Genomic DNA, 21,295 nt, shown 5'->3' with positions numbered 1-21,295 from the left:
CCCCGGGGGAGACCCGGGGGCACGGACGTGTCCGGGGGCGGGGCGTGTCCTCGGCCTAGTACCGGGTGATCGCCAGCGGACCGGACGGGGTGCCGATTGCGATGTGCGGGTGACGGTCCGGGTCGGCCCAGCGCAGGATCCGGCGCATCGCGTCCTCCGGCACCGACACGCAGCCGGCCGTCGCGCCCGTGCCGTTCACGTGCAGGAAGATGCCCGCGCCCCGGCCGCGTACCGGGCGGTCGTAGTTGAAGCCGACGACCAGCGCGTACGCGTACTGGCGGCGGTACGTCACCAGGTGCTCGGCCTCGCCGGGCGCGCAGTCGGCCGGCAGCGGCTCCACCCAGCGGTTGTACCGGGCCGAGGCGTTGTCCTGGCACCACCAGGACCGGTCGGTCACCCGGCGGTAGCGGAACTCCGTGCCGGCCGGGGCGCGTTCGATACCGAAGGCGTACGGCAGGTCGTACAGGCCCGTCGGCGTGGTGCTGGTGCCCTGGACCCGGGCCGACCCCTCCGCCAGCCCGTTCGCGCCGAACCGCGCGGGGGCCTCGCCCTCCTTGAACCACCGCCCAGCCCGCCGGTCCCACCAGGTCACCACCCCCGTGGTGGACCCCGGTGCCGGCGCGACGGCGGTGATCAGCTGCGTGCCCCCGCCGGTGTCGGCCAGCCGGTACGGGAGGGCCGACGGCACGGTGTCGGTCGGCGTGACGGGCGTACCGGTGGACAGCCCCAGCAGGAGGGCGGCCCCGGCGGCGAGGAGGGCGGTGCGCATGCGGTCGTGACCCCCGGGCGGTCGGGAAACGGGACGGTGCGTCAGACGGTACGCGGCGGGAGGGGCAGCGGCAGCGCAGGCAGGCCGTCCAGGCTCTGGCCCACGTAGTCCTTCTTCTCGCAGTACGCGGCGAACTCCTCGTCCGTCTTGCGGCCGAAGTACTCGGCGTGCAGCGTGCGCTCCTCGCGGTAGTCCATGAAGGGCACGGCGTACCCGCAGGTGTCGGAGATGCGCCGGGCGTGCACCAGGATGACGGCGCGGGCGGAGGGCCCGTCCACCGCGCCGAACAGGCCGATGAGTTCGGGCCAGCGCGGGTCGTCGCGGAAGACGGCCTCGGCCTCGCCGTGCACGCGCACGATGTTCGGCGGGCCGGAGAAGGCGCACCACATGAGCGTGATCCGGCCGTTCTCGCGGACGTGCGCGATGGTCTCGGCGCCGCTGCCGCCGAAGTCGAGGTACGCCAGGGTCTGCTCGTCGATCACGACGAGCGTGCCCGAACGGCCCTTGGGGGAGAGGTTGATGTGGCCGTCCCCGGAGAGCGGGGCGGTCGCGGTGAAGAAGACCGGCTGCTCCTCGATGAAGGTGCGCAGCCGGCCGTCTATGCGGTCGTATGTCTTTCCCATGGCTGGATTATCATCCAAACCGGCTGGTGGGCCCGAGGATTCCGCCATCCGGGAACCGGGCGGCCCCGTGCCCCCCGTCCGGAACGGGGCCCGCCGTTCCCGCCGTCCGCAACGGCACCCGCCCGCCCCGTCATACGGAGCGCAGCGCCCGCCGTATCCGCCCCACCTCGCCGGCGTCGAACTCCGCCTGGTACCGCCCCAGCAGCCGCCGCAGCTCCGGCAGTACCTCCGGGTACCGGTCCCGTGCCTCCGACCAGTCCCAGGACCGCACCATCCGCCCCGCCACGGCCCGCAGCTCCGGATCCGGGTCCGCGAGCAGCCCGGCCGCCGCGCACAGGCCCCGGGCCGTGCCCTGCCGGGCCAGCAGCCGCAGCGCCTCCCGCCGTGTGTGCGGGGCGCGCCCGGCGGCACACCGCTCCAGCAGCGCGTCGGCGGGCAGCGTGCCCGCCGAGCCGTACAGGGCGCGCCGCGCCGCACGGGCCACGGCCGGTGACGGGTCGTCGAGCAGGGGCAGCAGCTCCGGCGCCGGGGCGGCGTCCAGCAGGGCCAGCCCCGTCACGGCCGCGGCGCGCACGGCACCGTCGGGGTGCCCGAGCAGCGGGGCCAGTACGGACGCGTCGGCGGCCGCCCCGCACTCCGCCAGCCCCACCACGGCCCGGGGCACCGGGTCCGCGGCGACCAGCGCCCGGTATGCGGCCCGGGGATCGCCACCGCCCTGCCGCAGCAGCCAGCGGGCGCAGGACCGCACCCGCGCCGACCGGTCCGTGAGGTACCGCGCCGCTTCGCCGGCCCGCCCCGCCGCGCGCAGCGCCGTGACCCCGGCGGCCCGCACGTCCCCGGCCTGCGCCCCCAGCAGCGCCTCGACCGCGCCGGCGTCCGTGCCCTGAGCGGCCATCAGGGCGAGCGCGGCACCGGTCCAGCGCGTGCGCAGCAGGGCGTCGGCTTCGGCGGCGGCCCGCCGGGCCAGTTCGGCGGCCGGCGAGGTGCCGTCCGCCGGCAGGGTCCGCGCGGCGAACCGCCGGGCCTCCCGGTCGGTGCCGGCCAGCAGCGCGGCCCGCACCTGCGCCGCTTCCGGGGCCCGCAGCGCCTCCTCGAACCGCGCCAGGGCCCAGGCCCCGCGCTCCCGGCCGGAGACGTGCAGCACCACCGGAGTGAGCGCGCGCAGGGTGCCCGCCGGATCGGCTGCCAGGGCCTGGGCCAGCAGCGCCCGCGCGGCCTCCCGTACGGGCGCCACCCAGTCGGCGCAGCGCAGCACCACCAGCGGCAGCAGCTCCGGGTCGCCCGCCGCCCGGGCGAGCGCCGCCTCCCGCACCCGCCCCGAGGGGTGGCACAGCGCGGTCGGGGCCGGCACCCGCAGCCAGTCGGGGGCGTACCCGCCGTAGGACCGCGTCCCGAGGTCCAGCGCGGTCCACGCGGCCGGGTCCTCCACCTCCAGCACCTCGCGCAGCGGAACCCCGCGCTCGGCGATGGCCCGGGCGGCATCCCGGCCCGCCGACGGCGTCCAGGACAGCGGTCGGTGCGTCTGCTCCCGGGCCCAGGCCCGTACGACGGGGTCCCGGTGGCGGTGCAGGGCGCGCGCCACGCGCCGCCGCACGACCAGCGGCCGCCGGTCGAGCAGCACCAGCGCGGCCCGCCGCACCTCCGGCGGCCGCGACCAGGCCGTCAGGGCCGCCAGCTCCGCTTCGGGGAGCGCGTCCCCGTACGCCAGCACCGGCCGCCGCACCGCGCGGACCGCCTTCGGGTCGGGATCCGCGAGGAAGGGCAGCAGCACTTCCACGCCGGCGGCGCCCCGCCGGCGCAGCGACGACAGCGCGGCGGCGCGCACCGTGCCGTCCGGGTGCCCGGTGAGCCGCCGGAGGCGGTACGAGTCCGAGGGGTCCCCGCACTCGGCCATTCCGAGGACGCCCCCGGCCGGCAGGCTCCACGAGGCGGCGTCCCGGTAGCGGTCGTACGGGTTCCGGCCGGCCGCCAGCAGCCCCGCGCGGGCCGCGGCCCGCACCGGCCCGGCGGGGTCGTCCAGGTACGGGACCAGCTCGTCGGTGCGCCGGGCACGGGCCAGTTCCTCGGCGGCGAGCAGCCGCAGGCTCGGGTACGGGGAGGCCGCGAACTCCGCGGGGACGGCGAGCGGCTCGGGTCCGCGTGAGGCCCGTACGGCCGCCACGGCCCGGATGCGCACCCGGCGGTCGCGGGCCGCCCCGGCGAGCCCGAGGAGCCGGCCGGGGGTGCACGCGGGGTCGGCGAGGACCAGGTCGAGCGCGGCCCGCCGCACCACGAAGTCGGGCGCGGCGGCCGCGAGGGCGTCGAGGGCTTCGGCGGAGCCGTGCGCGTCGACCGTGTCGGAGGGCAGCACTCCGGAGTCGAGCACGGCCTGCCTGATCCGGGCCGACGGGTCCCCGGCGGCCAGGGCGGCGGCCCGCCGCGGGGCGAGCAGCCCGTACCGCGCGGCCGTCACCACGCCGGCGTACCGCGGTTCCTCGTCCGTGTCCTCCAGCAGCTCGGCCACGGCCGCCGCGGGAGCGCGGCCGAGCCGGTCCACCAGCAGCCGCCGGGCCCAGTCCCCGTGCCGCCGCAGGCCCGTCAGCAGGGCAAGCGGAAGGAGCCCGTCCACCGCCTCCGGCGGCGCGGCGGCCAGCACCGCCCGGGCCCGCTCGCGCACCGCCCCGACGGTGTCGGCGCACCGCAGCAGCACCAGCGGCAGCACCCCGGGCCGGCCCGCCACGTGCTCCAGCGCGTGCTCCCGGACCAGGGGGTCGCCGTGGCACAGGGCCAGCGCGACCTCGGACTCGTGCGGCGGCAGGGCGGCGAAGGTGATCGCGCGCTCCCCGTCCCACCGCGGTGCGGTGCTCCAGTCCGCGACCTCCCGCTTGTCGAACCAGCGGGGGCCGACCCGGATCCGGCTGGTGCCCGAGGGCCCCGGGTGCGTGTACAGCGCGACGTGCCGGTCCAGCTCCGCCCACGCCCCGGGGCCCCGGCCGCGGACGGCGTCCGCCGGCGTCCGGCCGGCCAGCAGGCGCTCGGCCGGAGAGAGGAAGACCGTGCGGCCGAGGGAGTGCGTGAGCGTCATGCGGGGATGGTAGGCGGTCGGCTCGGGGCACACCTTGCAATATCCGCGCAGGTCAGCGCGGGGCCTCCGGCTTCATTGACGAAACATACGGAGTCCTGCATAGTTATGCCTGTCGCTGAGACTTCCACCGTGCCACCCGTGCCGAGCGGTGCACCAGCCCCTGAGGAGCGCAAGCAGTGAGCAGCAACACCGGTGACGTCCGGCTCTGGGGCGGGCGCTTCGCAGACGGTCCGGCCGAGGCCCTGGCCAAGCTGTCCGCGTCCGTGCACTTCGACTGGCGGCTCGCGCCGTACGACATCGCCGGCTCCCGCGCCCACGCCCGCGTCCTCCACAAGGCCGGCCTGCTGACCGCGGACGAGCTGGAGCGCATGATCGCCGGCCTCGACCTGCTGGAGGCGGACGTCGCCTCCGGCGCCTTCACCGGCACCATCGCCGACGAGGACGTGCACACCGCCCTGGAGCGGGGCCTGCTGGAGCGGCTGGGCCCGGACCTCGGCGGCAAGCTGCGCGCCGGCCGGTCCCGCAATGACCAGGTGGCCACCCTCTTCCGGATGTACCTGCGCGACCACGCGCGGATCATCGGCGGACTGGTCGCGGAGCTCCAGGACGCGCTGGTGGGCCTCGCCGAGGCGCACGCGGACGTGGCCATGCCGGGCCGCACCCACCTCCAGCACGCCCAGCCGGTGCTGTTCGCGCACCACGTGCTGGCGCACGTGCAGTCGTTGTCCCGGGACGCGGAGCGGCTGCGGCAGTGGGACACCCGGACCGCCGTCTCGCCGTACGGCTCGGGCGCGCTCGCGGGCTCCTCCCTGGGGCTGGACCCGGAGGCGGTCGCCGCCGACCTCGGCTTCGAGCGGGGCTCCGCCGGCAACTCCATCGACGGCACGGCCTCCCGCGACTTCGTCGCCGAGTTCGCCTTCATCACCGCGATGATCGGGATCAACCTCTCCCGCATCGCGGAGGAGATCATCATCTGGAACACGAAGGAGTTCTCCTTCGTGACCCTGCACGACGCCTTCTCCACCGGCTCGTCGATCATGCCGCAGAAGAAGAACCCGGACATCGCGGAGCTGGCGCGCGGCAAGTCGGGCCGTCTGATCGGCAACCTCACCGGTCTGCTCGCCACCCTCAAGGCCCTCCCGCTCGCCTACAACCGCGACCTCCAGGAGGACAAGGAGCCGGTCTTCGACTCCTGCGACACCCTGGAGGTCCTGCTGCCGGCCTTCACCGGCATGATGGCCACGCTCACGGTCAACCGGGAGCGGATGGAGGAGCTCGCCCCGGCCGGCTTCTCCCTCGCCACCGACATCGCGGAGTGGCTGGTCAGGCAGGGCGTGCCGTTCCGCGTGGCGCACGAGGTCGCGGGCGAGTGCGTGAAGGTCGCCGAGTCCGAGGGCAAGGAGCTGGACGAGCTGACCGACGAGCAGTTCGCGAAGATCTCCGAGCACCTGACGCCCGAGGTCCGTACGGTCCTCAACGTGCCCGGCGCCCTCGCCTCCCGCAACGGCCGCGGCGGCACCGCCCCCTCGGCGGTGGCCGTCCAGCTCACCGAGGTCAAGGCGGACCTGGTCATCCAGCACGCCTGGGCCGCCGCGAAGCGCAAGTAGACCAACCTCCCCTCCCCCCCCTCGACAGGGCGGTACGGCGATCCTCCCCGGCGCCGTGCCGCCCTGTCGGCCTTCCCGGCGGCCCGGCCGGGAACCGCGCCACGGGCGGGCCGCGTGGTCCACTTCGTCATGATCGGGAAGAACTCGGGAAGGACGAGGAAACGATGACGGACGACAAGACGCACCCGTCGCGGCGCGCGTTACTGGCCCTCGGCACGGGAACCCTGCTCGCGGCCGGCGTCGCGGGCCCCGCGCACGCCGCGGCCTCCGGTGCCCCGCAGGGGGCCTCGCGAGGGGCCTCGGTCCGCGCGCGACTGCGCGAGCTGGAGCGGGAACACTCCGCCCGCCTGGGCGTGTTCGCCCGCAACCTGGCCACCGGCCGGACCGTGGTGCACCGGGCCGACGAGGCGTTCCCCCTCTGTTCGGTCTTCAAGCCCCTGGCCGCGGCGGCGGTCCTCCGCGACCTGGACCGGGACGGCGAGTTCCTGGCCCGCCGCGTCCGCTACACCGCGGCCGACGTGGAGAAGGCGGGCTACAGCCCGGTCACCGGACTGCCCGGGAACCTGGCCGGGGGCATGACGGTCGGGGCGCTGTGCGCCGCCGCCGTCAGCGAGAGCGACAACACGGCCGGCAACCTCCTGCTGCGCGAGCTCGGCGGCCCCGCGGCCGTCACCCGCTTCTGCCGCTCCCTCGGCGACCGCACCACCCGCCTCGACCGGTGGGAACCCGAGCTGAACTCGGCGGAGCCGTGGCGCACCACCGATACCACCAGCCCGCGCGCCGTCGGCCGTACGTACGCGCGCCTCCTCGTCGGCGACGCGCTGCCCGGCCGGGACCGCGAGCTGCTGACCGGCTGGCTGGTCGCCAACACCACCAACATCGAACGCTTCAGGGCGGGCCTGCCGGCCGACTGGAGGCTCGCGGACAAGACCGGCGGGGGCCACGAGTACGGGGTGGCGAACGACGTGGGCGTGGTGTGGCCGCCGGACGGCCCGCCGGTCGTCATGGCGGTCCTCACGACCAAGCCCGGCTCGCCGGCCGGCCCCCGGGACAGCCTCCTGGTCGCCCGCACCGCCCGGATCCTGGCCGCGGCCCTGGTCTGATCACCGGCCGCGGCCCCTTCCCGGACCCCGCCGCCCTACGCCGCCCACTCCGCCAGGACCGCGAAGTCCTCGGCCGTCAGGCCGACGCGCTCGTCGACGTACCGCAGCAGCGCGTGGGCGGGGTGGAGCTGCCCGACGTACTCGCGGTCCAGGTCCGTGATGTCGTCGTCGATCCAGGCGAACGGGCGCCCCGCCGCGTACTCCAGGACGTACTGGGTCTTCCAGAACGTGCCGCGGGGCGCCCGGCCGTGCATCTGCGGCCAGCGGATGAACGGCAGCTCCGGCAGCCCCAGCCGCGGCGCTATCCAGTCGTTGGCCTCGCCCATCCACGTGGTGGCCCACACCAGCTCGTACCGGTCGGCGAGGGCGAGCAGCCCGGGGCCGTGGGCCGGGTTGAGCCAGACCCGCAGGGGCTTGCCGTCCGTCCAGCCCGTGGGGCGCATCCGGTGCGTGGTGTACCCCGCGGGGCGGCGCGTCGGCTTCGCCGCGTACGGGTTCAGCGGGCCGTCGACGTCGATCAGCAGCAGCGGCTTGTCAGGGTGCATCGGCACAGCCTTTCCCGGGTCTCCTGGGACCCGCCATCCAATAAAATGAGACATTGATGTCTCACATGGGTTATGGTTGTCTCATGGCCATGGATCGTGACCAGGTGCTCCGCGACGCGGCCGCCCTGCTTGCCCGCAAGTCGACCGCGACGATGGACGAGGTGGCGAAGGCCGCCGGCATCGGCCGCGCCACGCTGCACCGGCACTTCGCCGGGCGCGACGCGCTGGTCAGGGCCCTTGAGGAACTCGGCATCCGGGAGTTCGAGCAGGCCTTCGACCGGGCGCGCCTCGACGAGGGCAGCGCGGTGGACGCGCTCCGCCGCCTGGTCGCCGAATCCGAGCCCAACGCCCAGCTGCTGGCCTTCCTCGTCACCGAGAACCAGCTGTTCGAGGGCGACCAGGTCAACGAGGGATGGGCCCGGCTCGACGCCCGCGTCTCCGCGCTCTTCCGGCGCGGCCAGGACGAGGGCGACATCCGGATCGACCTCAGCCCCGCCTGGCTGACCGAGGCCCTCTACGGCCTCGTCGGCGCCTGCGCCTGGTCCGTGATGGACGGCCGGGTCGCCGCCAAGGATTTCCAACACATGGTCACCGAGCTGCTGCTCGGTGGCGTACGACGGAGTGAGAGATGACCAGTACAGAACAGCTGCGAGCAGTGGAAGGCCCGGAGGTGAGGAGCCCCGGCCGCTGGCTCGCGCTCTCCGTGCTCGTGCTGGCCGTGCTGCTGGTGGCGGTCGACGCCACGGTACTCGGTCTCGCGACGCCCTTCCTCAGCGAGGACCTCAAGCCCTCCGGCGCCCAGCTCCTGTGGATCGGTGACGTCTACTCGTTCGTCATCGCCGGTCTGCTCGTCTCCATGGGCAGCCTCGGCGACCGCATCGGCCGCAAGAAGCTGCTGCTGACCGGAGCCGTCGCGTTCGGCGCGGTCTCCGTGCTCAACGCGTACGCCACCACCCCCGAGATGATGATCGTCGCGCGGGCCCTGCTCGGCGTGGCGGGCGCCACCCTGATGCCCTCCACCCTCGCGCTGATCCGCAACATCTTCCACGACCCCAAGGAGCGCAGCCTCGCCATCGGCATCTGGGGCGCCGCCGCGTCCGCCGGCGCGGCCGTCGGCCCGGTCGTCGGCGGGTTCCTGCTGGAGCACTTCTGGTGGGGCTCGGTCTTCCTGATCAACCTGCCGGTCATGGCCGTCCTCGTGCTCGTCGGCGCCAAGCTGCTCCCCGAGTCGAAGAACGCCGTCGCCGGGCCCTGGGACCTGCTCAGCGTCGCCCTGTCGCTGGTCGGCATCATCGGCCTGGTCTACGCCGTCAAGGAGGCCGCCGGCCACGGCCTGAACGGCCAGGTCCTCGCCGCCGCGCTGATCGGCGCGGGCGCGCTCTGGGCCTTCGTACGCCGCCAGCTGACCCTCCCGGCGCCGCTGCTCGACATGCGGCTCTTCCGCCACCGCGGGTTCTCCGGCGCCGTGCTGGCCGACCTGCTCACCGTGTTCGGCCTGTCCGGACTGGTCTTCTTCCTCTCCCAGTTCCTCCAGCTGGTGCAGGGCCGGCAGCCGCTGGAGGCCGGTCTGGCCGAACTGCCCGCCGCCATCGGCGCCGTGGCCACCGGTCTGCTCGCGGGCCGGGTGGCCCGCCGGTACTCGGTGCGGTCCGTGGTCACCGCCGGCCTGGCCGGCATCGGCCTCGCGCTCGGCACCCTGACCCTGATCGACGCCCACAGCGGCTACCCGGTGCTGGGTGCGGCGCTGCTGGTGGTCGGCGTCGGCGCCGGCTTCTCCTTCACGGTGACCGCCGACGTGATCCTGTCCAGCGTGCCCAAGGAGCAGGCCGGTTCGGCCTCCGCCGTCTCGGAGACCGCGTACGAGCTGGGCGCCGCCCTCGGCATCGCCCTGCTCGGCTCGATCGTCACCGGCGTCTACCGGGGCTTCCAGGTCCCGGCCGAGGTGCCGGCCGACGTCGCCCGGGCTGCCCACGACTCGCTCGGCGGCGCCGTCGAGGCGGCCAAGACCCTGCCGGACGCCACGGCCGCGGCGGTCACCACGGCCGCGCAGGACGCCTTCGTGGAGGGCCTGCGGATGGCCTCCGGCGTCGGCGCGGCGGTGCTGCTGGCCACCGCCGTGGCGGCCTGGTTCCTGCTGCGGGGCCAGAAGCTGGCGGACGGCGTCGAGCACTGACGCGACCGGGAGAGCGACCTCTCTCCCGGGGAACGACGTCACGGAGGGAACCGGCCGGCCGGGGCTGACGCCCCGCCAGGCCGGTTCCCTCCGGCCCCGGTTGACATTGTGATCATGGGCCCGGCACGATCCGGCTGGTGGAGATCACCGACCTGACCCCCGCGGAACGCCGCGTCTGGCAGGCGTTCCCGCTCGACGAGCCCGTGGACTTCCGCGAGGGCGCCGAAGAGGACCCGGCCGCCGGCGCCTCCTGGGGTCCCGAGCGGACCATCAGGGCCGAGGTCCTGCGGTCCCTGCTCCTCACGGCCCCGACTCAGGAGGGTGCCGCCGCCGGCCTCAACCTCCACGGCGCCCGGATCACCGGCACCCTGCGCCTGAAGTACGCCGTGATCGACCAGCCCGTACGCCTGCGCTCGTGCCACTTCGAGGCGGAGCCCGACCTCTACGCGGCCCGGATGCGGGCCCTGGTCCTCACCGATTCCGTCCTCCCCGGTCTGGAGGCCTCCAACCTCGACCTGGAGGTGTACTTCCGGCTCTCCTGCTGCCGCGTCACCGGCCAGCTCAAGCTCTCCGGGGCGCGCATCGGCGGCGGGATCTTCCTGAACGACGCCGTGATCGGCACCCCCGGAGCCTCCCTCCGGGGCGACGAGTCCCAGCCCACCAGCCTGCTGCTCAACCACACGACCGTCGGCACCGACATCCGGGCCAAGCGCCTCACGGTGCACGGCCGGTTCCTGCTCAACGGCACCACCGTGACCGGCCGGGTGCTCCTCGACGGCGGTTCGTTCTCCAACCCCGGCGGCAGCGCCATCCACGCCGAGACCCTGTCCGTCGGCACCGACCTGTCCGCCAAGGACATCCGGGCCGAGGGCCGGGTCGACCTCAAGGGCGCCCGGATACCCGGCCAGCTCGACCTGCACCGCGCCGTCCTGTCCAACCCGGGCGGCCAGGCCCTGCGGATCAGCAGCGCCGACGTCGGCGAGCTGTGGCTGCGCGATGCCGAGCCCGTCAAGGGCATCGTCAACCTGCGCCGCTCCCAGTTCGACGTGCTCCACGCCCCGCCCGCCGCGTGGCCCGAGCGCGTCCGCCTCGACGGCCTGACCTACCGCACGCTGGCACCGCACCGTCCTCCCGAGGAACGGCTGCCGCTCCTCGAACGCGACGACACGGGCTACCTGCCGTACGCCTACGAGCAGCTCGCCGCCGCCTACCGCACGGCGGGGGACGAGGCGGCCGCCCGTACCGTCCAGCTCGCCAAGCTCCGCCGCCACCGCCACACGCTGCCCCGGTTCGCCCGGCTGTGGGGCCACCTCCAGGACGCCACGGTCGGCTACGGGTTCCGGCCGATGCGGGCGGCCGGCTGGCTGGCCGCCCTGCTGCTCGTCGGCTCGCTGGCCTTCGCCGTCCGCACCCCGCCGCCCCTCAAACCGGGGGAGGCCCCCGAGTTCAACCCGGCCTTCTACACCCTGGACCTGCTGCTGCCGATCATCGGCTTCGGGCAGGAGGCGGCCTTCGCGCCCCGCGGGTGGCAGCAGTGGCTCTCGTACCTGCTGATCGTCACCGGCTGGACCCTCGCCACCACTATCGCCGCGGGCATCACCCGGTCACTGAGCCGCCAGTGAACGCGAGGAGGGCCGGACCCCCGCGGGGATCCGGCCCTCCTCGACGGACGGTGCGGGTCAGGCCGCCTTGGCCTTCGTCGCGTACATGTCGACGTACTCCTGGCCCGAGAGGCGCATGACCTCGGACATCACCGAGTCGGTGACGGCGCGCAGCACGTAGCGGTCCCGGTCCATGCCCTCGTACCGGGAGAACTCCATCGGCTCGCCGAACCGGACGGTGACCTTGCCCGGGCGCGGCAGGCCCGCGCCGCCCGGCTGGAGCTTGTCGGTGCCGATCATCGCGAACGGGACGACCGGCGCGCCGGTCATCAGGGTCAGCCGGGCGATGCCGGTGCGGCCGCGGTACAGGCGGCCGTCGGGGGAGCGGGTGCCCTCGGGGTAGATGCCGAAGATCCGGCCCTCCTCCAGGATGCGGCGGCCCGTCATCAGGGCGGCGACCCCGCCGTTCGCGCCGTCGCGGTCCACCGGGATCATGCCGACGCCCGTGAAGAACCAGGCCATCAGGCGGCCCTTGAGGCCCTTGCCGGTGACGTACTCGTCCTTGCCGATGAAGCACACCTGCCGCTCGCAGACCAGCGGGAGGATCATCGAGTCGATGAACGTGAGGTGGTTGCCCGCGAGGATGACCGGGCCGGTGCCCGGAATGTTCTCCACGCCCTCCACCTGGGGGCGGAACATCAGGCGCAGGAGCGGTCGAAGAGATCCCCTGATCAGCGCGAAACGGGACAACAGAGCCCTCCGGCGTCGTGAGCGGTTCTTGCACGGCACGAAGTCAGTGCAGGTGAGGACCATACTCGCGGCTCCGCGCTGATCGCACATCGGGTTCACAGATCGGATACGCAGTGTTGACGCGTGTTTCCGCCATGTTCCGGCCGGGATCGCCCCGATGTAAGGGGCCGCTGCCTACCATCGCCGCACCGATTCGGGCCCCAGGGGCCCCGGAGATCCCGGGGCACAGGGCCCCACCGAGGTGAGGAGCACTCATGACGCAGGGAGGGACGGCGCGCCGCAGCGTGCTGGGCGCGGCGGTGCTCGCCGCCGGGGGGACCGCCGTGGGCCTGGCGCCCGCCGCGGCCGCGGCCGCGACGGCCTCCGGCACCCCCGCCCCCGCGGGCGCCGGGGCGGCGGCCGGGCACGGGGGCGAGGGCGGCTACCGGCGGCTGCCGGTGCCCACGGTCATCGGCCACCGGGGTGCGAGCGGCTACCGGCCCGAGCACACCCTCGGCTCGTACCAGCTGGCCCTGGACCTGGGCGCGCACGTGATCGAGCAGGACCTGGTCCCCACCAAGGACGGGCACCTGGTGTGCCGGCACGAGAACGAGATCGGCGGGACCACCGACGTCGCGGACCACCCGGAGTTCGCCGGCCGCCGCACCACCAAGACCGTCGACGGCGTGGCCGTCACCGGCTGGTTCACCGAGGACTTCACGCTCGCCGAGCTGAAGACCCTGCACGCCAAGGAGCGCATCCCGGCCGTCCGGCAGCGGAACACCCTCTACGACGGCCGCTGGGCCGTGCCCACCTTCGAGGAGGTGCTGCGCTGGGCCCGCCGCGAGGGCCGCCGCCGGGGCCGGGAGGTCTGGCTGCACGTCGAGACCAAGCACCCCAGCTACTTCCGCGGCCTCGGCCTCGGCCTGGAGGAGCCGCTCGCGCGGCTGCTGCGCCGGTACGGGCGCGACCGCCGCGACTCCGCGGTGTTCCTGCAGTCCTTCGAGCCCTCCAGCATCCAGCGGCTGGGCCGCCTGGTCGACTCCCCGCGCGTGGTGCTGCTGTCCTCGGCCGCCTCCCGGCCCTGGGACTTCGAGCAGGCCGGGGACCCGCGCACCGTGGCGGACCTGGTCACGCCCGAGGGCCTGAAGTGGATCGCCGGCTTCGCGCAGGGCATCGGCCCCACCCTCGACCTGGTCATCCCGCGCGACGCCGCCGGCCGCCTGGGCACGCCGACCACGCTGGTGCGGGACGCGCACGCGCGCGGCCTGGTCCTGCACCCCTACACGGCGCGCAACGAGAACCAGTTCCTCCCGGCGGACTTCCGCAGGGGCACCGACTCCACCGCGTACGGCGACGTCTTCGGCGCCCTGCGCACGTACTTCGCGCAGGGCATCGACGGCATCTTCACCGACCAGCCGGACACCGCCCTGCTGGCCGCCGCGGACTTCACCGGCCGCTAGTCCGTGCCTTTCGGATCAGGCCGGGCCTCCCCGCCTCGGGAGCGCCCGTCCGCCGGAACGTTCCGCCCGCCCCGCGCGCCGTCAACCGCGGGGCGGAACCTCTCGTACGGGTGAGCCATGGCCGGAGGCGAAACCGCCGGCCACGGCCCGCCCGTCCCCCGGGCATGGACCTGGTAACCGAACTCGGCCCCCTGCTCTCCGCGGAGGCGGCCGCCGAGGCCCCCGCCGCCGGGGTCGACCCCGCAGACCTGGAACAGGCGGTCTGGCTGCGCCTGCTGGAGCGGGACACCGCCGCAGGCCGCACCCCCGAGGCAGCCCGCTGGCTGCGCCGGGCCGTCCGGGCCGAGGCGCGCGCGGCCCGCCGCCGGGCCCTGCGCGAGGTGCCGTACGCGGCCCTCGCCCCCGGCGGCGAGAGCTCGCCGGAGCGGGCCGCCCTGGAGGGGGAGGAGCAGCGGGTGCTCCGGTCGGCCGTCGCCCGTCTGCCGGGAAGGTGCCCGGAGCTGTTACGGGCGCTTCTGTCGCCCAGGGACCTCACCTACCGCGAAATCGCAGGCGAGTTGGGTATCTCACAAGGAAGTCTTGGGCCCGTTCGTTCCCGTTGCCTGGGATGTCTGCGCAGAATGCTGGCGGCAGAGGTTGCGGCTCCTGAACTCCGGGGAATGGAGCGGTAGACCGACGGGCTACCTGGTGAGCGGGAGGCATGCGCACATGGGCATGAGTGTGACCATCTCTGCGGCGGACGCGGACGATGCCGAGCAGATCTTCAGACTCCAGTACCTGTGCTTCCAGAGCGAGGCGGAGCTCTACGGCAACTACCGCATCCAGCCGCTCGTCCAGTCCCTCGACTCGGTCAGGGCCGAGCTCGCCGCGGACTGCGTGCTGGTGGCCCGGCTCGGCGACGAGGTGGTCGGCATGGTCCGCGGCGCCGCGGCCGAGGAGGGCACCGGCCGGATCGGCAAGCTCTGCGTCCACCCCCGCCTGCAGGGCCACGGCCTGGGCGCGCGGCTGCTGAACGCCGTCGAGGACGCGCTGGCCGGCCGCTCGGGCACCGTGAAGTACCAGCTGTTCACCGGCCACCGCAGCGAGGGCAACCTCCGGCTGTACCGGCGCGCCGGGTACGTACCGGTCGGCGACCGCACCGGCGAGGACGGCGTACGCCTGATCGTCCTGGAGAAGGAGGCCGCGAAGGAGCCCGGGAGCTACGCAGTCAGCGCCTGAGCCCCACGAGCCCCGCTCCGGTACGCGCGCCCCGCGCTCAGCGCCGGGCGCGCAGCCAGAGCATCCCGGTGACCGGCAGGACCACCGGGATGAACAGGTAGCCCATCCCGAAGTCCGACCACACGGTCGCGTCGGGGAAGGCGGCCGGGTCCACCAGCGTCCACGCGCCGACCACCAGCACGCCGGCCAGCTCGGCGGCGCAGCACACCAGCGCCGCCCTGCGGGCCTTCTCGCCGCCCCGCACCAGGGAATAGGTGATGAAGGCGTACACGAGCGCGGCCACGGCGGAGAGCGAGTAGGCCAGCGGGGCCCGGTCGAACTCGGTGGAGATCTGGTAGACGGACCGCGACAGCGCGCCCACCACCATCACCCCGTACAGCCAGACCAGCAGCAGCCCGGGGCCGGAGACCAGCCGCCGGCGCCCGTTCGTGACCTCGGCCGTCTCAGGCACCGGTGCCTCCCCAGATGTCGGTGAGCCGTACTTCGAGGACGGCGAGGACCACCGCGCCCGCGGCGACCGTCACCGAGCCCCACTTGGTCCGCTCGGACAGCGACAGGAACCCGGCGGCAGGGACCGCGGCGAAGGCGCCGACCAGGTACGCCACGAAGATCACGCCGCCTTCGTCGGGCTCCGCGCCCTGGAACAGCCGCACCGCGCCGATGACCAGCTGGGCCAGGGCCAGCACGGTCACCACGGCCATGCCGATGAAGTGCCAGTCCTTGGTCGGCTGGTCCTTGTACGCGGCGTGGCCGCACCACACGGCCAGGGCCAGCGCGGCCACGCCGAGGGTGAGGGTGAGGGCGTCGAGCATGCAGCGAGGGTATTACGGGCCGAAAGACCCGATGCGCCGGGCCCCCGGCCCGGGCTTCCGGCCCGGGTCTCCGGGAGGGCACGACCTTCCGCACCCCCGCATGCGGTCCGTGGCCTTGACCACAACGCACCCTCCCGCGCGTGCTCGTCGCGGACCGGGTCGTGAGGGTCCTTCCGGCCATGTCCGTGCAGGTCACGGCGGGTGGCCCGGAGGCCGGGACGAAGGGCTGGGACTGCCCCGTCCTGTCCGTTATGCGGCCGGATTCTGTCCGCTATACGGACAGTCGTGATCGGTCCGGGGACTTGTCTGCTTTACTGATGCCCATGACCACGACGAGCAGCCGCACCCTTGCGACCGAGGCGATGATGACGCCCGGTGCTCGTTGTATGTGTCGAATGTGCGCCTTCTGAGGGCCCCTTTCCTGAGCCTCGCGCCCCGAAGCGAGACCCGGCCGAGCCCGTCCGCCCGCTGAACCCAGCACGGACCGGCTCCTGCCCCGCGCACGCGCTGCCCACCGGTTCCTCCCGGTCCAGCCCGTTTCGCGCCCCAGATGTTTGCCCCGTGCCCGGCACGCCCGCGCCGCGCACTCGACAGCGACGGAATTCCTGTGATCACCACATCGGGCCTCACGAAGGTCTACCAGTCCCGTGGCCGCGAGGTCACCGCCCTGGACGGCGTCGACCTGCACGTCCGCGAGGGCGAGGTCTACGGAGTCATCGGCCAGAGCGGCGCCGGCAAGTCCTCCCTGATCCGCTGCGTGAACCTGCTGGAGCGCCCCACCTCCGGCACCGTCACCGTCGACGGGACGGACCTCACCGCCCTCGCCGGCGGCACCCGCCGCGCCGGCAAGGAGCTCCGCGAGGCCCGCAGCCGCATCGGCATGGTCTTCCAGCACTTCAACCTGCTGTCCTCCCGCACCGTCGCCGCCAACATCGAGCTGCCCCTGGAGATCCTGGGCGTCTCCGGCCGCGAGCGCTCCCGCAAGGCGCTGGAACTCCTCGACCTCGTGGGCCTGGCCGACAAGGCCAAGGCCTACCCCGGCCAGCTCTCCGGCGGCCAGAAGCAGCGCGTCGGCATCGCCCGCGCCCTGGCCGGCGACCCCAAGGTGCTCCTCTCCGACGAGGCAACCAGCGCCCTGGACCCCGAGACCACCCGCTCGATCCTCCAGCTCCTGCGCGACCTGAACCGGCAGCTCGGCCTGACCGTCCTGCTGATCACGCACGAGATGGACGTGGTCAAGAGCATCTGCGACTCCGCCGCCCTCATGAAGCGCGGCCGGATCGTCGAGTCCGGCACCGTCTCCGAACTGCTGGCCACCCCCGGCTCGGAGCTCGCCGCGGAACTGTTCCCGGTCAGCGGCGCCGCCACCGGCGCCGACCGCACCGTCGTGGACGTCACCTTCCACGGCGAGGCCGCCACGCAGCCGGTGATCTCCCAGCTCTCCCGTACGTACAACATCGACATCTCGATCCTCGGCGCCGCGATGGACACCGTCGCCGGCAGGCAGATCGGCCGCATGCGGATCGAGCTGCCCGGCCGCTACGAGGACAACGTCGTGCCCGTCGGCTTCCTGCGCGAGCGGGGCCTGCAGGTGGACATCGTGGACGAGGACGCCGCCGTCGACGCCGGCGTCCGGACCGCCGGCCGCGCGCTGGTCAAGGAAGGTGCCAAGTGAGCTGGTCGGAGATGCAGCCCCTGCTGACCCAGGGAACCTACGACACCCTCTACATGGTGCTGTGGTCCACCCTGGTCACCGTCGCGGGCGGCCTGCCGCTGGGCATCCTCCTCGTCCTCACCGACAAGGGCGGACTCCTCCGGAACCGGATCCTCAACAAGATCATCGGCGTGATCGTGAACATCGGCCGCTCGCTGCCGTTCATCATCCTGCTGATCTTCCTGATCCCGGTGACCACCTTCGTCGTCGGCACCTTCATCGGCCCCACCGCGATGATCGTGCCGCTGGCCATCGGCGCCATCCCCTTCTTCGCCCGCCTCGTCGAGACCGCGGTCCGCGAGGTCGACCACGGACTGGTCGAGGCCGTCCAGTCCATGGGCGGCGGCGTCCCCACGCTGGTCTGGAAGGTGTTCCTCCCGCAGGCCCTGCCCTCCCTGGTCGCCGGCGTCACCACCACCGTGATCACCCTGGTCGGCTACTCCGCCATGGCCGGCGCGGTCGGCGGCGAGGGCCTGGGCTCCAAGGCCATCACGTACGGCTTCCAGCGCTTCGAGACCGGCTTCATGATCGCGACCGTCGTGGTCCTGATCGCCATCGTCACGGTCATCCAGCTCGTCGGCGACGTGGCGGTACGCCTGCTCGCCCGCCGCGGCCGGACCGCCTGACCCACAGACCTCCCTCCCCCCCAGCCCGCACTCGTTGTGCTCGGGCGCAGTCAGCACCACCAAGAAAGAGGCACTCTTCGTGCGCAAGAACATCAAGCTCACCGCCGCCGCTGCCGCCACCGCCGCGATCGCCCTCGGCCTCACCGCCTGCGGCACCTCCTCCGACCCGGCCTCCTCGAAGGCCGACGGCGGCAAGGACGCCGCGTCCAAGCCCCTCGTCGTCGCGGCCTCCCCGAGCCCGCACGCCGACGTCCTGAACTTCGTCAAGGACAACCTGGCGAAGAAGGCCGGCCTCGACCTGGAGGTGAAGGAGTTCACGGACTACGTCCTGCCCAACACCGCCACCCAGCAGGGCCAGGTCGACGCCAACTACTTCCAGCACAAGCCGTACCTGGACGACTTCAACGCCAAGAACGGCACGACCATCGTCCCGGTCGTCGACGTGCACCTGGAGCCCCTGGGCCTCTACTCCAAGAAGGTCAAGGGCCTCAAGGACATCAAGGCCGGCCAGACCATCGCCGTCCCCAACGACACCACCAACGAGGGCCGCGCCCTCCAGCTGCTCGCCGCCAACGGCCTGATCACGCTGAAGGACGGCGTCGGCACCTCCGCCAAGCTCTCCGACATCACCGACAAGAAGGGCCTGGAGTTCAAGGAGCTGGAGGCCGCCACGGTCCCGCGCGCCCTGAACGACGTCGACGCCGCGGTCATCAACGGCAACTACGCCCTGGAGGCCGACCTCAAGCCCGCGAAGGACGCCCTGGTCCTGGAGAAGGCCGAGGGCAACCCGTACGCCAACTTCCTCGCGGTGAAGAAGGGCAACGAGAACGACCCGCGCGTCCAGAAGCTCGCCAAGCTCCTGAACTCCCCCGAGGTCAAGAAGTTCATCGAGGACAAGTACGACGGCTCGGTCATCCCGGCCTTCGGCGCCCCCCAGGCCTGATCCGACGGTCCCTCAGGGGCCCCGCGCAGCCGTCCGGCGCGCGGGGCCCTTCGGGTGTCCGCAACGCGGACACCCGCCCATGCACTTCTCCCGGCCGATGCTGCATGCTGTGCCAAGGAGTCCCCCCAACTGGCCGCCTACGACACGGAAACGGCCCGGAAACCGGTCCCACTGGCATGGAGCTGCGCATGACTACCACCTTCCCGGACGTCTCGATCAGCACCGACCGGCTGGTGATGCGTCCCTTCGAGGAAGCCGACGTCATGGCGTTCACCGAGATGATGAACGACGAGCTCGTCACGGCCTGGACCTCGGCCCCCCACCCGTACACCGCCGAGGACGCCCGCGCCCGCACCCTCCAGCACGCGCCCGCCGAACGCACCGAGGGCCGCGGCATCCTCTTCGCCGTCACCGAGTTCCTCACCCAGCGCCTGGTCGGCTACGTCCACCTGCGCAACACGAACTGGCGCACCCGCAGCACGGAGGTCGGCTACGTCACCGCGCCGTGGGCCCGCGGCGAGGGCTACGCCTGCGAGTCCGTCCTCGCCGTCGCCCAGTGGCTCTTCAGCGACCAGAAGTTCGAACGCCTGGAACTGCGCACCGCGGCCGACAACACCGCCTCCCAGCAGGTCGCCCAGCGCATCGGTTGCATCAGTGAAGGCGTGCTCCGCAACGCGGGGATAGTGCGCACCCAGACGCAGGACGGCGGCTGGGCCGAGGTCCGCACCGACCTCATCGTCTGGAGCCTGCTGCCCGAGGACCTCGACGGCGTCGACGACCGGATGGTCGACGCGGGCGGATACGCCGGTTACACCGACTGGAACTGAGCCGATGACCAGGTAGTCTCACGATGCTGGCGCCGGTTGGTACGGACCGGCAGCCGCCGGGGGTGAGGACCTAAGGAGACTGACGACGATGGCCGACCGCGTCACGGTGATCGGCTGGGACGGCTCGCCCCTCACCAGGGCCGCCAGCTCCGCGCTCTCCGCCGCCACCCTCGTGGCCGGAGCCGCCCACCACCTGGCGCTCCCCGAGATCCCGGACGCCGCCGAGCGCGTCCGCCTCGGCAGCATCGGCCTCGCCGCCGGCCGCATCGCCGGCCACCGCGGCACCGCCGTCGTGCTCGCCGACGGCGACCCGGGCTTCTTCGGCGTGGTCCGCACCCTCCGCGCCCCCGAGCACGGCCTGGAGGTCGAGGTGGTCCCGGCGGTCTCCTCCGTCGCCGCCGCCTTCGCCCGCGCCGGGATGCCCTGGGACGACGCCCGGGTGGTCGTCGCCCACCCCCGTACGCTCCGCCGCGCCGTGAACGTCTGCCGCGCCCACCCCAAGGTGGCCGTCCTCACCTCACCGGGCGCCGGACCGGCCGAACTCGCCCTCCTCCTCGACGGCGTCCACCGCACCTTCGTCATCTGCGAGGAACTCGGCACCGCCAACGAGCAGGTCACCGTCCTCACCTCGGACAAGGCCGCCGACCACAGCTGGCGCGACCCCAACGTCGTCATCGTCATCGGCGGCGCCGGCAGCGTCGACGGACACGACGGCGGCTGGCTCGCCGGAACCGTCGGCTCCGCCCGCGACCGCGGCTGGGCCCGCCCCGAACCCGACGCCACCGAGGGCGGCGGCGCCCAGCTCCGCGCCGCCCAGCTCGCCCGGCTCGGCCCCCGCACCGGCGACCTCGTCTGGGACATCGGCACCGGCAGCGGCGCCCTCGCCGTCGACTGCGCCGCCTTCGGCGCCGCCGTCATCGCCATCGACGCCGACCCACGCGCTTGCGAACGCGTAACGGCCGCCGCCCGGGCGCGCGGCGTACAGGTCCAGACCGTCCAGGGCCGGGCACCGCACGTCCTCGAAGCCCTGCCCGAACCCGACGTCGTGCGCGTCGGCGGCGGGGGACCGGAGGTGGTCGCCGCCTGCGCCGACCGCCGCCCCGAACGGATCGTCACCCACGCCGCCACCCGCGACGAGGCCGAGCGCCTCGGCCGCACGCTGGCCGAGGGCGGGTACGCGGTCGAGTGCGTACTCCTCCAGTCCCTCGGGCTCGACACCCGCACCTGGGAGGAACACGAGCGGTCCGTCGTCTTCCTGCTCGCGGCCGAACGCGTGGACCGCGCCCCGTGATCCTGACGCCGCGCCACGGGGGGTAGGCTGGCCGATCGTTGTACCGCACTGGGCCGTGTGGCGGAATCGTCCGCCAATGTCCGGAGAAGGCGCCCCGCTTGGGCGCCTTTTGTGGTACGGCGAGGCCGGAGGGGACGCGCGACGTGGCGCAGTCCACAGCGGGCCGTGGCGGCAAGGGCTGTCACGG

Annotated in this window: 20 protein-coding genes; 13 read left to right on the top strand and 7 right to left on the bottom strand. The window is 73.8% G+C overall.

The window, feature by feature from the left end; genetic code table 11:
• Positions 1-55: 55 nt before the first annotated feature.
• The 3 genes from ACIQUQ_RS23090 to ACIQUQ_RS23080 form a co-directional block, all read right to left on the bottom strand.
• Positions 56-769 (bottom strand): L,D-transpeptidase, encoded by a 714-nt coding sequence (locus ACIQUQ_RS23090; RefSeq protein WP_403978811.1) that lies wholly within the window; start codon positions 767-769, stop codon positions 56-58.
• Between the two features lie 41 nt (positions 770-810).
• Complete coding sequence (locus ACIQUQ_RS23085) at positions 811-1,392, bottom strand: pyridoxamine 5'-phosphate oxidase family protein (RefSeq protein ID WP_403978809.1); 582 nt, start codon at positions 1,390-1,392, stop codon at positions 811-813.
• 130 nt (positions 1,393-1,522) lie between these two features.
• Positions 1,523-4,456: a HEAT repeat domain-containing protein gene (locus ACIQUQ_RS23080; protein WP_403978806.1), complete on the bottom strand. Its 2,934-nt coding sequence runs from the start codon at positions 4,454-4,456 to the stop codon at positions 1,523-1,525.
• 176 nt (positions 4,457-4,632) lie between these two features.
• On the opposite strand from ACIQUQ_RS23080, the gene argH reads away from it, so the two are divergent.
• Together argH and bla are read left to right on the top strand one after the other, a co-directional pair.
• Complete coding sequence (gene argH / locus ACIQUQ_RS23075; RefSeq protein WP_403978803.1) at positions 4,633-6,063, top strand: argininosuccinate lyase; 1,431 nt, start codon at positions 4,633-4,635, stop codon at positions 6,061-6,063.
• A gap of 164 nt (positions 6,064-6,227) precedes the next feature.
• Positions 6,228-7,166 (top strand): class A beta-lactamase, encoded by a 939-nt coding sequence (gene bla, locus ACIQUQ_RS23070; RefSeq protein ID WP_403978800.1) that lies wholly within the window; start codon positions 6,228-6,230, stop codon positions 7,164-7,166.
• A 35-nt stretch (positions 7,167-7,201) separates the two neighbouring features.
• On the opposite strand, the gene ACIQUQ_RS23065 is transcribed toward bla, so the two are convergent.
• Positions 7,202-7,711: a hypothetical protein gene (locus ACIQUQ_RS23065; protein WP_403978798.1), complete on the bottom strand. Its 510-nt coding sequence runs from the start codon at positions 7,709-7,711 to the stop codon at positions 7,202-7,204.
• A gap of 83 nt (positions 7,712-7,794) precedes the next feature.
• On the opposite strand from ACIQUQ_RS23065, the gene ACIQUQ_RS23060 reads away from it, so the two are divergent.
• The 3 genes from ACIQUQ_RS23060 (at position 7,795) to ACIQUQ_RS23050 (ending at position 11,506) form a co-directional block, all read left to right on the top strand.
• The gene (locus ACIQUQ_RS23060) at positions 7,795-8,343 is read left to right on the top strand and encodes a TetR/AcrR family transcriptional regulator (protein ID WP_403978795.1); all 549 of its coding nucleotides are present in this window, start codon (positions 7,795-7,797) and stop codon (positions 8,341-8,343) included.
• Positions 8,340-9,884, top strand: coding sequence for a DHA2 family efflux MFS transporter permease subunit (locus tag ACIQUQ_RS23055; RefSeq protein WP_403978792.1), 1,545 nt, complete (start codon positions 8,340-8,342; stop codon positions 9,882-9,884). Before ACIQUQ_RS23060 ends, ACIQUQ_RS23055 begins: the two co-directional genes overlap by 4 nt.
• Before the next feature lie 137 nt (positions 9,885-10,021).
• Positions 10,022-11,506: a membrane-associated oxidoreductase gene (locus ACIQUQ_RS23050; protein ID WP_403978789.1), complete on the top strand. Its 1,485-nt coding sequence runs from the start codon at positions 10,022-10,024 to the stop codon at positions 11,504-11,506.
• Between the two features lie 57 nt (positions 11,507-11,563).
• On the opposite strand, the gene ACIQUQ_RS23045 is transcribed toward ACIQUQ_RS23050, so the two are convergent.
• On the bottom strand, positions 11,564-12,298 hold the full coding sequence (locus ACIQUQ_RS23045; RefSeq protein ID WP_399947646.1) for a lysophospholipid acyltransferase family protein: 735 nt from the start codon (positions 12,296-12,298) through the stop codon (positions 11,564-11,566).
• Positions 12,299-12,489: 191 nt separating this feature from the next.
• Here ACIQUQ_RS23045 and ACIQUQ_RS23040 point away from each other — a divergent pair, with 191 nt between their 5' ends.
• The 3 genes from ACIQUQ_RS23040 (at position 12,490) to ACIQUQ_RS23030 (ending at position 14,895) form a co-directional block, all read left to right on the top strand.
• Positions 12,490-13,677 carry a glycerophosphodiester phosphodiesterase gene (locus ACIQUQ_RS23040; protein WP_403978786.1) on the top strand — a complete coding sequence of 396 codons (1,188 nt, stop codon included), beginning with the start codon at positions 12,490-12,492 and terminating at the stop codon, positions 13,675-13,677.
• A 164-nt stretch (positions 13,678-13,841) separates the two neighbouring features.
• Positions 13,842-14,348, top strand: coding sequence for an RNA polymerase sigma factor (locus ACIQUQ_RS23035; protein ID WP_403978783.1), 507 nt, complete (start codon positions 13,842-13,844; stop codon positions 14,346-14,348).
• A gap of 37 nt (positions 14,349-14,385) precedes the next feature.
• On the top strand, positions 14,386-14,895 hold the full coding sequence (locus ACIQUQ_RS23030; RefSeq protein WP_403978780.1) for a GNAT family N-acetyltransferase: 510 nt from the start codon (positions 14,386-14,388) through the stop codon (positions 14,893-14,895).
• A 37-nt stretch (positions 14,896-14,932) separates the two neighbouring features.
• Here the strand turns inward: ACIQUQ_RS23030 and ACIQUQ_RS23025 are convergent, their stop codons facing one another.
• Positions 14,933-15,346, bottom strand: a complete 414-nt coding sequence (locus tag ACIQUQ_RS23025; protein ID WP_399947639.1) for a hypothetical protein — start codon at positions 15,344-15,346, stop codon at positions 14,933-14,935.
• Entirely contained in the window at positions 15,339-15,707 is a 369-nt protein-coding gene (locus ACIQUQ_RS23020) for a hypothetical protein (RefSeq protein ID WP_403978778.1), read from the bottom strand. Before ACIQUQ_RS23020 ends, ACIQUQ_RS23025 begins: the two co-directional genes overlap by 8 nt.
• A gap of 607 nt (positions 15,708-16,314) precedes the next feature.
• Here ACIQUQ_RS23020 and ACIQUQ_RS23015 point away from each other — a divergent pair.
• The 5 genes from ACIQUQ_RS23015 (at position 16,315) to cbiE (ending at position 21,108) form a co-directional block, all read left to right on the top strand.
• A complete protein-coding gene (locus ACIQUQ_RS23015; protein WP_403978775.1) occupies positions 16,315-17,382 on the top strand; it encodes a methionine ABC transporter ATP-binding protein in 1,068 nt (355 codons plus the stop codon).
• Positions 17,379-18,047, top strand: coding sequence for a methionine ABC transporter permease (locus ACIQUQ_RS23010; RefSeq protein WP_403978773.1), 669 nt, complete (start codon positions 17,379-17,381; stop codon positions 18,045-18,047). Before ACIQUQ_RS23015 ends, ACIQUQ_RS23010 begins: the two co-directional genes overlap by 4 nt.
• A 79-nt stretch (positions 18,048-18,126) precedes the next feature.
• Positions 18,127-18,990 (top strand): MetQ/NlpA family ABC transporter substrate-binding protein, encoded by an 864-nt coding sequence (locus ACIQUQ_RS23005; RefSeq protein ID WP_403978770.1) that lies wholly within the window; start codon positions 18,127-18,129, stop codon positions 18,988-18,990.
• Between the two features lie 188 nt (positions 18,991-19,178).
• Positions 19,179-19,817: a GNAT family N-acetyltransferase gene (locus ACIQUQ_RS23000; protein WP_399947629.1), complete on the top strand. Its 639-nt coding sequence runs from the start codon at positions 19,179-19,181 to the stop codon at positions 19,815-19,817.
• Positions 19,818-19,905: 88 nt separating this feature from the next.
• Complete coding sequence (cbiE, locus tag ACIQUQ_RS22995; protein ID WP_403978767.1) at positions 19,906-21,108, top strand: precorrin-6y C5,15-methyltransferase (decarboxylating) subunit CbiE; 1,203 nt, start codon at positions 19,906-19,908, stop codon at positions 21,106-21,108.
• Positions 21,109-21,295 lie beyond the last annotated feature (187 nt).

Origin of the sequence: Streptomyces sp. NPDC101118 (genome assembly GCF_044759445.1) — a bacterium.
GTDB lineage: Bacteria > Actinomycetota > Actinomycetes > Streptomycetales > Streptomycetaceae > Streptomyces.
This window is presented reverse-complemented; position numbering and strand designations above follow the sequence as displayed.

Coding starts and splice junctions, on each gene's coding strand:
- ACIQUQ_RS23030 (WP_403978780.1), top strand. CDS start 14,386: ATGGGCATGAGTGTGACCATCTCTGCGGCGGACGCGGACGATGCCGAG.
- ACIQUQ_RS23035 (WP_403978783.1), top strand. CDS start 13,842: ATGGACCTGGTAACCGAACTCGGCCCCCTGCTCTCCGCGGAGGCGGCC.
- ACIQUQ_RS23020 (WP_403978778.1), bottom strand. CDS start 15,707: ATGCTCGACGCCCTCACCCTCACCCTCGGCGTGGCCGCGCTGGCCCTG.
- ACIQUQ_RS23040 (WP_403978786.1), top strand. CDS start 12,490: ATGACGCAGGGAGGGACGGCGCGCCGCAGCGTGCTGGGCGCGGCGGTG.
- ACIQUQ_RS23000 (WP_399947629.1), top strand. CDS start 19,179: ATGACTACCACCTTCCCGGACGTCTCGATCAGCACCGACCGGCTGGTG.
- ACIQUQ_RS23045 (WP_399947646.1), bottom strand. CDS start 12,298: ATGGTCCTCACCTGCACTGACTTCGTGCCGTGCAAGAACCGCTCACGA.
- ACIQUQ_RS23065 (WP_403978798.1), bottom strand. CDS start 7,711: ATGCACCCTGACAAGCCGCTGCTGCTGATCGACGTCGACGGCCCGCTG.
- ACIQUQ_RS23060 (WP_403978795.1), top strand. CDS start 7,795: ATGGCCATGGATCGTGACCAGGTGCTCCGCGACGCGGCCGCCCTGCTT.
- ACIQUQ_RS23055 (WP_403978792.1), top strand. CDS start 8,340: ATGACCAGTACAGAACAGCTGCGAGCAGTGGAAGGCCCGGAGGTGAGG.
- ACIQUQ_RS23080 (WP_403978806.1), bottom strand. CDS start 4,456: ATGACGCTCACGCACTCCCTCGGCCGCACGGTCTTCCTCTCTCCGGCC.
- ACIQUQ_RS23090 (WP_403978811.1), bottom strand. CDS start 769: ATGCGCACCGCCCTCCTCGCCGCCGGGGCCGCCCTCCTGCTGGGGCTG.
- ACIQUQ_RS23085 (WP_403978809.1), bottom strand. CDS start 1,392: ATGGGAAAGACATACGACCGCATAGACGGCCGGCTGCGCACCTTCATC.
- bla (WP_403978800.1), top strand. CDS start 6,228: ATGACGGACGACAAGACGCACCCGTCGCGGCGCGCGTTACTGGCCCTC.
- cbiE (WP_403978767.1), top strand. CDS start 19,906: ATGGCCGACCGCGTCACGGTGATCGGCTGGGACGGCTCGCCCCTCACC.